Source organism: Rhizobium sp. P1_E1 (genome assembly GCF_056406015.1).
On sequence record NZ_JBFUAY010000129.1, the window covers coordinates 1 to 13886 of the forward strand.

General features: G+C 56.6%; 13 protein-coding genes and 1 pseudogene. 7 read left to right on the forward strand and 7 right to left on the reverse strand.

The window, feature by feature from the left end; translation table 11 throughout:
- Nucleotides 1–1955, reverse strand: a 1955-nt coding sequence (locus AC1D1Z_RS27510) for a TonB-dependent siderophore receptor (protein ID WP_477852178.1), incomplete at its 3' end; no start/stop codon positions are given.
- A 303-nt stretch (nucleotides 1956–2258) separates the two neighbouring features.
- Here AC1D1Z_RS27510 and AC1D1Z_RS27515 point away from each other — a divergent pair.
- The 5 genes from AC1D1Z_RS27515 to AC1D1Z_RS27535 are packed head-to-tail and all read left to right on the forward strand — an operon-like array spanning nucleotide 2259 to nucleotide 6380.
- Complete coding sequence (locus AC1D1Z_RS27515) at nucleotides 2259–3116, forward strand: transketolase (RefSeq protein WP_131647198.1); 858 nt, start codon at nucleotides 2259–2261, stop codon at nucleotides 3114–3116.
- Entirely contained in the window at nucleotides 3109–4083 is a 975-nt protein-coding gene (locus AC1D1Z_RS27520; RefSeq protein ID WP_131647199.1) for a transketolase family protein, read from the forward strand. The genes AC1D1Z_RS27515 and AC1D1Z_RS27520 overlap by 8 nt, the downstream gene beginning before the upstream one ends.
- An 11-nt stretch (nucleotides 4084–4094) precedes the next feature.
- Complete coding sequence (locus AC1D1Z_RS27525) at nucleotides 4095–4748, forward strand: LbetaH domain-containing protein (protein WP_131647200.1); 654 nt, start codon at nucleotides 4095–4097, stop codon at nucleotides 4746–4748.
- A 9-nt stretch (nucleotides 4749–4757) separates the two neighbouring features.
- The gene (locus AC1D1Z_RS27530) at nucleotides 4758–4997 is read left to right on the forward strand and encodes a hypothetical protein (protein ID WP_007637453.1); all 240 of its coding nucleotides are present in this window, start codon (nucleotides 4758–4760) and stop codon (nucleotides 4995–4997) included.
- Nucleotides 4998–6380: an AMP-binding protein gene (locus AC1D1Z_RS27535; RefSeq protein ID WP_477852180.1), complete on the forward strand. Its 1383-nt coding sequence runs from the start codon at nucleotides 4998–5000 to the stop codon at nucleotides 6378–6380.
- Between the two features lie 57 nt (nucleotides 6381–6437).
- Here AC1D1Z_RS27535 and AC1D1Z_RS27540 read toward each other — a convergent pair whose 3' ends face one another.
- On the reverse strand, nucleotides 6438–7322 hold the full coding sequence (locus AC1D1Z_RS27540; RefSeq protein ID WP_131647202.1) for a glycosyltransferase family 2 protein: 885 nt from the start codon (nucleotides 7320–7322) through the stop codon (nucleotides 6438–6440).
- 515 nt (nucleotides 7323–7837) lie between these two features.
- Here AC1D1Z_RS27540 and AC1D1Z_RS27545 point away from each other — a divergent pair.
- Nucleotides 7838–8902, forward strand: a complete 1065-nt coding sequence (locus tag AC1D1Z_RS27545) for a LuxE/PaaK family acyltransferase (protein ID WP_245515888.1) — start codon at nucleotides 7838–7840, stop codon at nucleotides 8900–8902.
- Nucleotides 8886–10139 carry an acyl-CoA reductase gene (locus AC1D1Z_RS27550; protein ID WP_131647203.1) on the forward strand — a complete coding sequence of 418 codons (1254 nt, stop codon included), beginning with the start codon at nucleotides 8886–8888 and terminating at the stop codon, nucleotides 10137–10139. Before AC1D1Z_RS27545 ends, AC1D1Z_RS27550 begins: the two co-directional genes overlap by 17 nt.
- 44 nt (nucleotides 10140–10183) lie before the next feature.
- Here AC1D1Z_RS27550 and AC1D1Z_RS27555 read toward each other — a convergent pair whose 3' ends face one another.
- The 5 genes and pseudogenes from AC1D1Z_RS27555 to fabZ all read right to left on the reverse strand — a co-directional run bounded on the left by AC1D1Z_RS27555 (nucleotide 10184) and on the right by fabZ (nucleotide 13319).
- Nucleotides 10184–10909: an SDR family NAD(P)-dependent oxidoreductase gene (locus tag AC1D1Z_RS27555; protein ID WP_131647204.1), complete on the reverse strand. Its 726-nt coding sequence runs from the start codon at nucleotides 10907–10909 to the stop codon at nucleotides 10184–10186.
- Nucleotides 10893–11300 (reverse strand): hypothetical protein, encoded by a 408-nt coding sequence (locus AC1D1Z_RS27560; protein ID WP_245278866.1) that lies wholly within the window; start codon nucleotides 11298–11300, stop codon nucleotides 10893–10895. The genes AC1D1Z_RS27555 and AC1D1Z_RS27560 overlap by 17 nt, the downstream gene beginning before the upstream one ends.
- Entirely contained in the window at nucleotides 11272–12540 is a 1269-nt protein-coding gene (locus AC1D1Z_RS27565) for a GMC oxidoreductase (RefSeq protein WP_477852182.1), read from the reverse strand. The genes AC1D1Z_RS27560 and AC1D1Z_RS27565 overlap by 29 nt, the downstream gene beginning before the upstream one ends.
- Before the next feature lie 228 nt (nucleotides 12541–12768).
- Nucleotides 12769–12864 (reverse strand): annotated as a pseudogene (locus AC1D1Z_RS27570) (NAD(P)-binding protein); the annotation flags it as partial.
- Nucleotides 12864–13319, reverse strand: a complete 456-nt coding sequence (gene fabZ / locus AC1D1Z_RS27575; protein ID WP_018449022.1) for a 3-hydroxyacyl-ACP dehydratase FabZ — start codon at nucleotides 13317–13319, stop codon at nucleotides 12864–12866. The pseudogene AC1D1Z_RS27570 and the gene fabZ, both read right to left, overlap by 1 nt.
- Nucleotides 13320–13886 lie beyond the last annotated feature (567 nt).

A 13886-nucleotide genomic window follows, 5' to 3' on the forward strand; every position in this document is an offset into this window, starting at 1 on the left:
GTGTTCGCCTCGTCCCCATAGGTCTGGCCGATATAACGCACACCGCCGCCGAGCGTCAGGTCGCCGCGCTTTCCGTCTCCCGGGACCGTGTAGTCGAGCCAGGCCGATGCCAGATGCCGCGGCACGCGCGAGGGCCGGTTGCCGATATTGCCGCCGGTTCCGTCCTCGCGGATTTCGGCATCCCAATAAGAATAGGCAAGTGTGAGATTGACCCGGTCGTTGATGGCGGCTTTGCCTTCCAGCTCGATGCCACGCACGCCGACCTTGCCGATCTGCTCCTGAACGAGGGGGCTGACCGAGCTCGGCACGTTCGTTTGCGTGAGATCGAAGAGCGCTACCGTGAAGAGGCCATCGAATCCGTCGGGCTTGTATTTGAGGCCGATTTCGTATTGTTGGCCTTCCTGGGGCTTCAACGTGCCCGTCACCGTATATCCGTTTGCAGTCTGTGCTACGAGCGGCTGGAAGCTTTCCGAATAATTGGCATAGGCCGCGAGGTTCGGATTGAATTTATAGGTCAAGCCGAAGCGTTTGGTGAAGGCCGATGCCGTATCGTCGTCCCTCGTGCCGCTGTCGAGATAATCGGCCGTCGTATGAACATGGTCCCATCGTCCTCCGATCGTCGCGATCCATCGGTCGTCGAAGGTCAGTTGCTCCTGCGCATAAATCCCGACCGCCTGCTGCTTGACGCGCCAGTTCACGTACGGCCCGAGATTGATGCAGGAGAGGCCGCAATAGACGGGATCGTTGATATCGATCGGCCCGKCCGTTCCGAACAGGATATTCTCGCGCGTATTGTCATTGGTGTAATCGACGCCGACCAGCGTCTTGCTGTCGATCCCGTTCCATGTCGCATCATATTGCAACTGATTGTCGATGGCATAACGGTTGGACATGCCGTCGACCGAAAACGCCGTTCGATCGGCGGTCGGATCCAGCGATGCGCCATAGACTTCGGCATAGTCGAGCTCGAGATGCGTATAGCGGGCATTCGAGCGGAAGGTCAGGTTTTCATTGATCTCGTGTTCGAACTGATAGCCGATGTCGGCCTGCTCCGTATTGAAGCGATTGAAGTCCGGCTCGCCGAGGAAGGTGTTGATATCGATATTGGCGCCGGTCGGAAGGCCGCGCGCGCCCGTTCCATCGCGTTTGTAATAATCGGTCAGAATGGTGAACGAGGTCCCTTCTTCCGGCTTGATCGTCAGTGCCGGTGCAATGTAGGTGCGGTCGTCGTTCGAATAATCCCAGCCTTGGTCGCCGTCCTTGGCAAGTGCGGTAAGCCGGTAGCTCCACACGCCATCGGGATCAATCGGCCCGCCGAAATCCGCGCCCACTTCCTTGGTGCCATCACCATAAGAGGTGTAAACTTCGCCATGCTTCTCATCCAACGGCCGCTTGGTGATCGCATTGACCAGTCCTCCCGGACCGTTGAGGCCAAAGAGGGTCGAAGTCGATCCCTTCAGGACCTCGACGCGCTGAAGACCATAGGGTTCAAGGCGGCTGGCAGTGAACCACGCGGGGATACGCGCCGCCAGTCCATCCCGATAGGTGCCGAGTGCCGTCTGATCAAAGCCGCGAATTCTTATGTAGTCATACCGGTCGTCGTTGCCGAACTCATCCGAAAAGACGCCGGCAGTATAAGCGACCGCCTGCTGAAGATTGTCCACATGACGCTCTTCCAACTCCTTTTGCGTCACTACCGACACGGATGCCGGTACATCGATGACCGGAGTGTCTGTTTTGGTACCGGTAGCGGTATCCTTGGCAACGATGGTGCGATCAGGACCAACCACACGATCCGACTTGCCCGTTATGACGATCGGCGCCAATTGCGTCGCCTCTTCGGCCGAATTGTCTTGTGCCCAGCCTGCCGACCCGAACGACACCGTTATTAAAGCGCTGCTCGCAACCAATCGGCTTGTGAACATGCGCAACTTTCCCTGTAGTCCCACTGTCATACTATCCCCTGTCAGACCAATAACGGGCAGTGTGACGGCCGCCCCTCCGGCCACTGCTAAAGTCCGTTTACAAAAACAGGAGAATTGGAGTCAACTTAATAGTCACGCTTTTGTGACCATCTTTGCACCCGGTCGGGACCATGAGGTTTAGGGGCAACACGCCGCAGTCTCAATCGGGCTTGCGGGCGGGCAAAGAAGCGGCAACAGACCCGCACAAGCTTCAATTGGAAGGATCGGCAACGGGATGGTTTGAGATGGACCATTCCGATCTAAAACCGCTTCCGAAAGATGCAAACTAGCCCGATGATCAATACAAGCTTCGAGGAGTCCTGTGCGCGGGTTCGTCGTATAATCGTCGACACCGCGTTTCGGTGCGGACAGTCGGCGCACATCGGCGGTAGCCTGAGCATGGTAGAACTGCTGAATACACTCTTCACCGACGTGCTTTCGCATCGACCCCATGAACCTCAATGGGACGGTCGCGACATCTTCATTCTTAGCAAGGGTCATGCAGTGCTTGGCTATCTAGCGGTGCTGCATCACTTCGGCTATTTCGACGCCGAAAAGCTTGCGACCTTTCAGACGAACGGCAGCGATCTGATCGCTCACCCGGTAAAGAAGGTCGCGCTCGGCATCGAAAGTTCCAACGGCAGCTTGGGCCAGGGCCTTGCCTATGGCATGGGCATCGCACTTGGTATGCGCAAGCGCAAACAAGACCGTCGTGTTTATGTGCTTCTCGGCGACGGCGAATGCAATGAAGGATCCGTCTGGGAGAGCGCTGCTTCCGCTTCGGAAATGGGCGTCGGCAACCTTACCGCGATCATTGATGAGAACGGGTTCCGCAACGACGGGCCGAATGCCACCTATACCAATAGAATTGCATTGACGAACATCTGGCGAGCTTTCGGCTGGAACGTCATTAATGTCGATGGCCACGATCACCATCAGATCCTGTCGGCCCTCCAGCAGGCAAAGCAGGTCGCGGATATGCCGACAGCCATCGTCGCCCGCACCGTGAAGGGCAGGGGATTGCCGTTCATGGAGAACAACAACGATTGGCATCACAATCGCATCACCGGAACTATCTATGAAGAGTGCCTGAAGGCGCTCGGCGAGAGCACTGGGTCGGAGCTGGAAACGGAAGGAGAATTCCGTGGTTGAGTTGTCGAGCCGCAATGCACGCACATGGTCGCGCATCGGGCCGCGGGCTGTTTATGGCCAGGCGCTGACAGCGCTTGCGACCGAAAACGAGAACATTATCGCCATGAGCGCCGATCTCGGCCGGTCTTCCGGTCTTGACCGCTTCTCCAAGGAATATCCGGAGCAATTCCTTAATACCGGTATTGCCGAACAGAACATGGTGGGCTGCGCTGCCGGTCTCGCTCGCATGGGGTTCGACGTGTTCGCCTCGACTTTTGCGCCCTTTGCTTCCATGCGGGCAAGCGAACAGGTACGCATGAACATGGGTTATATGGGCGAGCCGGTGAAGCTCGTTGCACTTGGTAGCGGCCTGGCGATGGCTTATCTCGGCAACTCCCATTTCGGCCTGGAGGATGTCGCGGTCATGCGTACTGTGCCGGGCCTGACGATCATATCGCCAGCCGACTGCTCGGAAATTTACAAGACGTTGGAGGCTTGTGTCGGCTTCGACCAACCGGTCTATATCCGCCTGACCGGCACGCCCAATGCACCGGTCGTCTATACGGAAGACTACACGTTCGAAATCGGCAAGGCCGTTTGGCTGACGCCGCCACGCGAGGTAATGCTGATCTCGAGCGGCACCACGGTCGGGCATTGCCTTCTGGCCGCTGAAAAGCTGAAAGAAGCCGATCTGGATGTCGGCGTCCTTAACATGCATACGATCAAGCCGCTGGATGCGGTCGCACTGGCCGACGTCGCCCGCCATGCCAGCACGGTTTTCGTCATCGAGGAGCACACGACAGTCGGCGGTCTCGGCAGCGCAATCCTTGATCACTACAATGCTTCGGGAATGCCGTTTCCGCGCATCGTTACGCACGGCATTCCGGATCGCTTCGTCGAGGCTGGTGACTATGCCTTCATGCTGAAGGCTGCGCGCTTGGATGGCGAGGGTATCGCCGGTTTCCTGCAGGAAAAGTTGTTGCAATAGGAAATCGAAGCATGAGTCTGGATCATTGGTACATCTACGGGGCAGGGGGCCTCGGCATTGAAACCATGGACATACTGCAATCGGCAATCCGCCGAGGCCAGCAGAAACCTCACCATTGTGCATTCATCGTCGATCATCCGACGGCGACGGAAGTGCTTGGGTTTCCGGTCGTCGCCGTGGGGGATCACTTTCCCGGCGCCAAAGTAACGATCGCAGTCGGTGAACCTTTTGCCCGAAAAGCTCTTCTCGAGAAGGTGGATGGGTTGGGCCTCGTGCTTCAATCGATCTTCTCCCCCGATGCCTTAATTTCTGAGTATGCGGAGATTGCCGACGGCGTGATCGTCGCGCCGCATGTCTCCATTCAGGCGACGGCAAAGATCGGTCGAAACGTTGCCGTCAATACGGCTTCGATCCTCGGCCACGACATTGTGGTAGAAGAAAACTGCGTCGTCTCATCCATGGTCAATCTGGGCGGCGGCACGCGAGTCGGGATGTTGAGTTATCTGGGCATGGGCGCACTCGTCAAGGAACGCGTGCAAATCGGACACTCTTCGATTGTCGGCATGGGCTCGGTCGTGCATATCGACATTCCGGATGAAGTCATTGCGCTGGGTAATCCCGCGCGCGTCGTTCGCAGGAACGCAGACAAAAAAGTGTTCAAGTAGGAGCAAGACATGAGCAACAAAGAAAAATAYGATGCCGCTTTCATCGAAACTTTCGGCATAGGCGCCGAGGATTTGAGCGACGGCCTCCAGTATCAGAGCATCCGCGCTTGGGACTCGGTTGGTCACATGGCGCTTATCGCCTCCCTTGAGGATACGTTCGACATCATGCTGGACATGGACGACGTGGTCGATTTCGGCTCGTACAAGACCGGCCTGAAGACGCTCGAGAAATACGGCGTGTCGTTCTGAATGTTCTGGCAAGGCCTCTCGGATGGCGCCGATGACAGGACGTTCCTGATCGCCGATGGACGCCGCTACAGCTACAACGACGTTTTCGAACTTGGAGATGCGCTATTCTCCAAGGCCGACAGGGCGATCGTACTGATTCTGTGCGATCGGTCGCCCGAAGCAGTTGCGGCTTATCTGGGAGCCTTGCGCAAAGGCCTCGTGCCCATGTTGGTCGACGGTGAATTGACCCGTCACTCGCTGGAACGCACCATTGGAGCCTATACCCCCCGTTACATCGTCGCCCCCGCARAGATGACGCTGGAAGACTACGCGCCAAACGGGCGATTGGGTACAAAGGCTCTGTTCGAGCGATCGTCGCTCGTCAACACATCGCTGCATCAAGATCTTGCCTTGCTCATCCCCACTTCGGGTTCGACAGGCGACCCCAAATGCGTGCGACTAACTGCCAACAATATCGATGCCTGCACGCGTTCGATCGTCGAATATCTCGGCATGACCGGGGAACGCATTACGGTCAGCCTTCTGCCGTTTCACTACTCCTACGGGCTTTCCGTTCTCCACAATACGATATTCGCGCGCGCCTGCATGGTGTTGACTGATAAGTCCATCCTCGACAGGAGCATTTGGCAAATGATCGAAGAGGAGAGGGTTACCGATCTTGCCGGAGTGCCTTTCACATTCGAAACATTGCGGCGCATTCGCCTGAGCGAGGCCTGCCTCGGCAATCTCGTCTGCGTGACGCAGGCCGGCGGGCGCCTGGCACCGGAACTGACTCGCCATTTCTGGCAGTATTTCGCCGATCACGGCGTGCGCTATTTCACCATGTATGGCCAGACCGAGGCTGCCCCGCGCATTTCCTACGTTCCCCCCGGCCAGGCGATGGAGAAGCTTGGAAGCGTCGGCATTCCGGTGCCCGGCGGTCGAGCTTTGATCGCGGAAACGGGCGAGGCGATCGGCGAAGGTGAGCTGCTGTATGTCGGCCCGAACGTGTCGATGGGGTATGCGAGCTCCGCTCAAGACCTTGAAAAGGGCGACGAATTCCAGGGTAAACTTTATACCGGTGACTATGCCAAAATCGATAAGGACGGGTTCATCACAATCGTGGGCCGTAAGAAACGCTTCATCAAACTGCACGGAATTTCAGTCAATCTCGATCATGYGGAGTCAGTGCTGAAGTCCGGCGGGCTTGATTGCATCGTGATCGGTGCCGAAAACCGGCTGATTGTCTGCATCGGGGAGCCGGACGCGGAGCGAGCGCAGATGGCGTTGAAGGATAACTTCAACTTCCACCCGTCCGTTGCAAGGGTTGTTGTCTCCGAAACCCTACCGCTAACCTCCGCCGGAAAGCCGGACTACGTTACGCTGTCCGAGCGTTTCCTGTAGAATCTCTGCGAAATCAAAGGCGGCAGAGCCGTATCTGTCTTGCACAGCCTATCGGCTCTAAAGCTTCGCCAGCATGGCCTGCAATTCGACGATCCGAGCCATCAATTGCGGATAAGCGTTCTGCCAGTAGCCGTAGTGGTTGAGCAGACGGCGCATTGAGGCCGGCAGGTCCTCTCTTGACATATAGCCCTTTTCGAAGGCCATCTTCATCACTTCCTCATAGTAAAGAATGCCGTTGATGAAGAGCGGATTGATCTCGTGATTTGAGGTCGAATTGGCATGCTGGCGGAAATAGGAAAGCGGATGCGGATGTCCGATGATCGGGCCGCGTTTGGCAAGATCGATCCATGCCGATAGATCAAGGATGCCGCGGAAGATCCCGTCCTCATCGACCCGAAATAGGCGGAATGCGCCGTTCTCGTCGAAGCAATCTTCCTTTCGGAACATCACGCTTGAGAACTCGCCAATCAGGTTCATGTGATTGACAGCCGTCACACGGATGAAGGCGCCGCCGTCGATGACCTTTGTCTCGTCGGCGATGCCGAAGTGATTGACCAGCGACGTGATGCGGTTTTTCCCATCGATCAGGTAACGTGGCGAAAAGGCGAGCCTCGTGCCGAGATGACGGCTCTCCTCCAGTGTCTCGAACAGGAACTGAACGCAGAATGGGTTGAGAATGTCATCATCGAATAGAAACTTGATGTATTCGCCGTTCGCAAGATTGGCCAGCCGGATGACATTGGAAAACTCGCTCGGCTTCGGATTGCGGCTATAGGAGAGATGTTGCTGATATCGCTCGCAGATATTTGCGATTGCATCCGTTGGACAATCGTCTGAAACGATAATCTCCGTATCGCCATAGCTTTGCCCGATGGCACTCTTCAAGGCTTGCTCAAAGAAATCCGGCTTGTAGGCGGGGATGCAGATCGATACTCGGGGCATTGCTACGTCCTTTTTGCGGTTGTCTCGCCCGTGAGCGGTTGGAAGTGGCATGATGCTGGCGCGGCTGCGGTTTCGGCGCGCGCAGTTCCACAGCACGAGATTCAATGTCGGATGAAATCGATGCGTCGCCACGGTCGATGGGGCGGTAGGGCAGCACGTTCAAATGCCCTGATTTCCTGCAGTCGTTGTCCGCTCAAAGCGCTTGTTGTCGAAGAGCAGCTAGCTGCGGCATTTTCCACGGGCGCCTCATTGACGACGATACGGCGACCACTCGAAGCGTGTGAGATCATCAGGCGGACTGCATCTTTCGAAAGCGATTTCTGTGCGGAAACGGCCCATCTCAAACCATCTCGCCGCCGACTTTTCCAATTCAACCTTGTGCGAGTCTATTGCCCTCTTGCTCGCCGCCGCGCACCCCGCGCGCAAGCCACGAGAAAGCTAAACCACCTAGTCTGCGGAGACAATCAAGGCCCGGTTTCCACCTTGTGGCATATGTCGTGGTATGGAGCAGTGAAATGACGGCGAACGAGCTACCCATTGTTCCAGTAACGAAGCCGCTCCTTCCCGATCTCGCAACGTTCCTGAACGAAATCAATTTGTTGACTGAGCACCACAAGGCGTATTGCGATCTTTACGGMCATTATGTGCACACGATGTTCGGCGATCGCGTGGCGACTTCGCTCGCCGAAACGCCCTATCTGCCGGTCCGTGCCTTCAAGAATTTCGACCTGAAAAGCGTCCCCGATAGTGAGGTCGTCAAAATCATGACCTCCTCCGGCACGACCGGGCAGGTTTCCAGGATCTATCTCGACAAGGAAACATCACAGGCACAATCGCGCAAGCTCGTCGAGGTTTTCTCGATCGCCTTCTCGAAAAGCCGCTTCCCGATGCTTGTCATCGATGCGGAGAACACTGTTGCCGATCGTCGGAAATTTTCCGCGCGCACGGCAGCGATCAATGGTTTCAGCATGTTCTCAAGAGGACGCGATTTCGCGCTCGACGACGAACTTTCCGTCGACATCGATCGCGTGCAGGCCTTCGCCGAAAGCAATCGCGACAACCGCATCTTCATCTTCGGTTTCACCTCTATCATCTGGCTGAACTTTGTTCAGATGCTGCGCCGCCAGAACGTGCGGCTCAATCTGTCAAACAGCTTCCTGCTGCATGGCGGCGGATGGAAGAAACTCGCCGACCAGAACATCTCGGATGCGATGTTCAAGGACGAGGTCCGCGAATGGACCGGCTGTACCGACATACGGAATTATTACGGCATGGTCGAGCAAACGGGTACGATCTTCATGGAGTGCGAACACGGCAATATGCATGCCGCACCCGGCTCGGATGCTCTCATTCGCGATACTTCGTCGCTCGATGCGCTCCCACACGGCCGGGAAGGCCTGATCCAGGTCTTCTCCTGCATCCAGAAGAGCTATCCGGGCCACTCGTTGCTGACTGAGGATGTCGGCTTCACCCTCGACGGCGCATCCTGTTCCTGTGGCAATCGAAACACGATCGTCAAAATCAATGGCCGGCTGCAGAAGGCGGAAATTCGAGGATGCAGTGATGCCTATAATTCGTGACGACAGGTTTGAAGCCGGCGACTGGCTGAAGCAATTCGATCTTTCGTCACGCCACGCTTTCTTCGATGAGCGGGTTGTCGATTTTCTGCATGAGCTTTCCCGCCGTCTGATGAAGGACAACGATGCCCGGCATTATCCGGACCTCGTTACCTTCGCCTATTTCTGCCGCAAGGCGAATTTGCGGACACTCTCGCAGCAATATCGAGATGCAGGATATCGCAGTGGATGGGGTACTGTGGCCCATATCGCGCCATCCAATATTCCCGTCAATTTCGCCTTCTCGTTGGTCTTCGGCATGCTGTCCGGCAATTCGAACATCGTGCGCATGCCGAGCAAGGCGTTTCCACAGAACGATATCTTCTTGCGGGCATTCGACGGCGCTGCAGCGTCGGAAACGTTCCGATCGATCGCAGTTGGCAATGTATTCATCCAGACGGTGCGCGGAAGTGCCAAGCTCAAGGAGATCGTTGCAGCGGTTGATGGGCTGACAGTTTGGGGAGGCGACGCGACTGTCGCCGAATTCCGCTCGCTGCCGAAGAAGCCGAAATCCGTGGAGCTTTATTTTCCGGACCGGACGTCATCGGCCGCGATCGACGCCAGCGCCTATTCCGCGCTAGAGGCGGAACAGAAGACGAAACTGGCGCGAGATTTCTTCAACGACACCTATCTGGTCGACCAGAATGCTTGCTCCTCGCCAAGTCTGATCTTCTGGCTCGGCGAGCCGGCCTCGATCGCGAAAGCCAAGATCGATTTCTGGCATCATCTCGACGAAGAGCTCCATCGCCAGGACTTTCATCTGGATACGGTCGCACGACTGGACAAGTTTCTCGACCTGATGGATGCAATACGCACGACCGGGGGAACCCTGGCGCTCAAGCGCTATTCGCCGGATATCTGGTGTATCGGCCAACCCCTGCCGAAGGAAACACGGCTGCGCTTCGGCCAGTTTGCAGAAATTGAAGTACAGGCGCCTTCCGATATCGCAGCGTTTCTTCGCCCGCAGGAACAGACCATGACCTATTTCGGACTGCAACCGCAGGCGCTCTTCCTCGCTCTCCAGTCGGGTTCTGCCAATCACGCCATCGACCGCATCGTCCCTATCGGCAAGGCTCTTGATATAAACCCCTTCTGGGATGGCAAGGACATTCTCTCGCTTCTATCCCGGCGTGTCGAAATCGTGGAAGGGCGCGAGAACGCAGCAATATCGGCAATGGCTTTAGCGAACTCCAAGAGCTGAGCGGTTCAGGAGATTGCTTCAAGCTGACCAGGAAAGGCTCTAGATCAATGCAGCCCTCTGTCCAGCCGCAGGATCTGCCCGGTCATCTTTGACGATGGGTCGGACACCAGATAGGCGACAAGTTCGGCCACGTCGGCCACTTCGACTACTCCCTGCAATGCCGAACGCTCGTCCAAGGCTGTTCTTGCTTTTTCGTCCATCTGGATAGCCATATCGGTCTCGACCACCGCGGGCGCAATGGCATTGACGCGAATTCCGAATGGCCCCAGCTCGGTCGCCATCACCTTTGTGGCGTGGATCAGCGCAGCTTTGCTGCCACCATAAGCGAGCGTTCCCGCGTCTGAAAGCAGTCCGGCAGTCGATGCGATATTGACGATGGAGCCGGCCTTCGCCCGCACCATTCTCTTCGCCACATATTGAGAAAACAGAATCTGATTGAAGTAATTGACGTCGAATATCCGTTTCAAATCCTCGAGCCGAGCCATCGAAAACAGCCCGCCGGCAGCGACACCAGCGCAATTCACCAGCGCATCGATGCGCTGGTATTGCCGGTGAAGTGCCTGTGCACATTCCTTCACCGAATTCGGGTCGGCAAGATCGAGCTGGAAGAAGCGGACATCGCCTTCATCCCCCGTCGGAAGTGCGGGAGACGGATGGCGACTGCAGGCAGCGACTAAAAAACCGTCACCGACCAGCTTCCGAACAACGGCGAGACCTATACCTCTGCTGCCGCCTGTTACGACCGCAACGCGTTCAGGATCGTTCGGCATCTGCAAGCCCTCCGCAATTGGCGATCACCGGTTCCAGGAGATCATAGTCGATATCGTCCATGACGGTCCGGTTCGGGAAAAGCGGAACCGGTTTGCCGGTGAGTGCCCTGGAGACGGCCGGCGTCGAAAAATAGAGGACCACCGCTTGCTCTGTGAAATGGTCGACCAGATCTGGTGCGCCACTTCGCAGCGCCTTGAGCAAGACATTGACGTCCTCAGGCCATGCGGCCTCCGTCTCCTTCAGAATTAATGCATCAATCTCGTCCAGACCGGCAAACCGCTCTACCAGGCGCGCGGCCGCAATTGTATCGAATGCCGGGACCGACCTTTCGGGCTCACCGGGAAACATCCTTGCCAGCAGTTTATAGGATGGTCTGTCTGACACGTTCATCGATGCGATCCGAAAGGAGAAGGGCAACTGCCTGAATGGTATTGGCAGGATTAACGCAGGAACCGGTGACGAAGACGCTGGAGTCGATGACGTACAGGTTGTCGGTATCGTGAACTTTTCCCGATGGATCGACGACGGAGTGCTGTGGATCGTCGCCCATCCGCGCGGTTCCGAGCAGATGCCAGCCGGTGTTGCGGACCGGGCCATAGGCCGAGCTTCTCACGGCTCCCGCCGCCGCCATGAGTTCGCGCCCGCGGGTCATGCCGTGCACCATCATCTTTTTCGTATTTTCGTGCAGCTTGTAGTGAACCTTGATGCCCGGATCTCCGAAACGATCCTGTCGTGTTTCGTCCAGCTCGATCCTATTCTCCACCTCCGGCAGATCTTCGCAGATGATCGCCACAACGAGTTGCTTGCCATAGAGCGCATCGAAATCGCCATAGATAGCGCTCCCGAAACGCAGCTTGCGTTTGCCGAGCGCAGACATCGCCGTCTCGACGGGGCCTGTGCCCCGCAACGCATGCATCATATAACCAAGCTTGTGTCCCGCCGCTTGCGAACGGTAAAACTGCAGGCTGTAAAGCATGCACCCCTGCGGGCCGGCGTCCGTATCCATCTGCTCGGCAAAGATGCCTTCCACATAACCAAGCGGATGGATCATCAGATTGTGGCCGACGAGACCCATCGTATTGCCGATCCCTGTCGGGCGCTCGGCGTTCCTCGAATTGAGGAGAATGCGCGGCGTACCGATAGCACTCGAAGCAAGGATGACGTTGTCGGCGTGAAACGCATGGCGCTCGCCTTTCGCGTCAAACCCCTCGACACCGTAGGCCACACCGTCCTTGACAAGGACGCGCGACACAGCGAATTCGGGAACAATCGTTAGTCCCTGCCTCAAGGCATCCGTCAGATAGGTATTGTCGGCAGTCGCCTTGGCCCCTTGCGGGCAGCCCGTATTACAAGGGCCAAGGTTGAGACAGGCACTGCGTCCGCCTTTGTCCCGAGTGGCGATTGCGGCAAAGYTTGGCCACCAGTGCCAGCGTTTTTCATTGAACCCCCGACCGAGCCGGGCGYCCGCCACGCCAAGCGGCACAGGAGGAAGCGCCTCCTCGATGTCCGGATAATAGGCATCGCCGACGAGACCTGACATGCCCATCTGCCGTTCGTTCAATGCGAAATACGGCATCAGTTCGGCATAGCTCAGCGGCCAGTCCTCACCGAGGCCTTCGGTGGTCTTCAACGAGAAATCGGGCTCAAGAAACCGTGGAAAATGACCGGAATACAACACCGTTGAACCACCGACAGCGTTGAAGTTGCATACCGCAATCGGGGAATCTGCGTCATCAACCGGGTAATCGAATCGGTTTTGCCGTTCCGCAATTGCTGGATTGAACTCCGTCTTCTTTCGGATCTCCCAGTCCGGGCCGGTGGATGGGTAACTGGAGGGCTCCATCCACGGGCCGCGGTCAAGGCACAACACCCGATATCCCTTCGACGTCAACCGCCAGGCCGCTGCCGCTCCCGCTGCCCCGGCTCCGACAATGATGAAGTGGAAACGGTCCATTACTTCGGAAGAAACTGCTCTAGGATTTCCGGTATCGTAATCAACATATCGGCCTCGCAAGCGATAGTGCCGTTGGTATAACCCGTCGCGTGACCCTTACATATACCGCGCCGCCAGCTGTCCACGTAAGCCTCGATCTGCAGGCACTCTCCCGGCAGAACTTCCTTGCGAAACCGCACCGTATGCTGAAGCGCATGAGTGACCATTCCCTTCAGCCCTTCCTGCGTGGTGATCGCGACCGTGAGCATCTGCGCCATCGCCTCAAGCTGCAGCGCGCCGGGCATGTTCGGACGGCCGGGAAAGTGAATGGGAAAATACCACTCGTTGTTGGAGAGGTTCTTGTAGCCCTTTGCATATTTACCTGGCTCGACATCGGTCACGCAGTCGATCATCAGGAAAGGATATCGATTTGGCTGATAATCCTTCAGCGCTTCCCCGCTCAACCTGAATCCCAATGTTCTCACTCCTGTCTGACAGCTAAATTWAGCATATTCGGCAGCACGATCCTGGATAAACAATGTTCATGGATCTGACTCGCGAAGTTAAGGCTTACTGCGACTTAGCAAGCCAACCCTGCCGCAGGCTTGCGCAGAAACCCCGCCCAACTTGCGCTGCAAAGGCGCCTATAGGATTGTTTCGCCAGCCAGTCTGGCTCTCATTGAGAACGGGTGGCGGCAAGAACAACGGGTTGTTAAAGCAAACGAACTCATGCTTCCAGAGTGCCGTCAGCTATACCGAAAATGCGATAACCGTCGATGTCATGGAGTGCAATGGTATGGCGGTGATAAGCAAAGCATATGACCGATTTTGCATAGCTTCCAGATATGCGCCTATTAGCGCATTGGCCCGAAAATCGGAATCGATTTTCGGGCTAAGGTAACTTAGGCAGCTCACGAAAGCTGGCTGAGGGTAAAGACAGAATGCTCGCTGGCGTTCGAGAAGCGGGGAATTTTACTCGCCCTTTCGCTTTCGCAGGACATAGCTGCTCTCGTACTCCGGCAATTGACCCAAAATGTCATAAC

Coding starts and splice junctions, on each gene's coding strand:
- AC1D1Z_RS27525 (WP_131647200.1), top strand. CDS start 4,095: ATGAGTCTGGATCATTGGTACATCTACGGGGCAGGGGGCCTCGGCATT.
- AC1D1Z_RS27555 (WP_131647204.1), bottom strand. CDS start 10,909: ATGCCGAACGATCCTGAACGCGTTGCGGTCGTAACAGGCGGCAGCAGA.
- AC1D1Z_RS27560 (WP_245278866.1), bottom strand. CDS start 11,300: ATGAACGTGTCAGACAGACCATCCTATAAACTGCTGGCAAGGATGTTT.
- AC1D1Z_RS27540 (WP_131647202.1), bottom strand. CDS start 7,322: ATGCCCCGAGTATCGATCTGCATCCCCGCCTACAAGCCGGATTTCTTT.
- AC1D1Z_RS27550 (WP_131647203.1), top strand. CDS start 8,886: ATGCCTATAATTCGTGACGACAGGTTTGAAGCCGGCGACTGGCTGAAG.
- AC1D1Z_RS27515 (WP_131647198.1), top strand. CDS start 2,259: ATGATCAATACAAGCTTCGAGGAGTCCTGTGCGCGGGTTCGTCGTATA.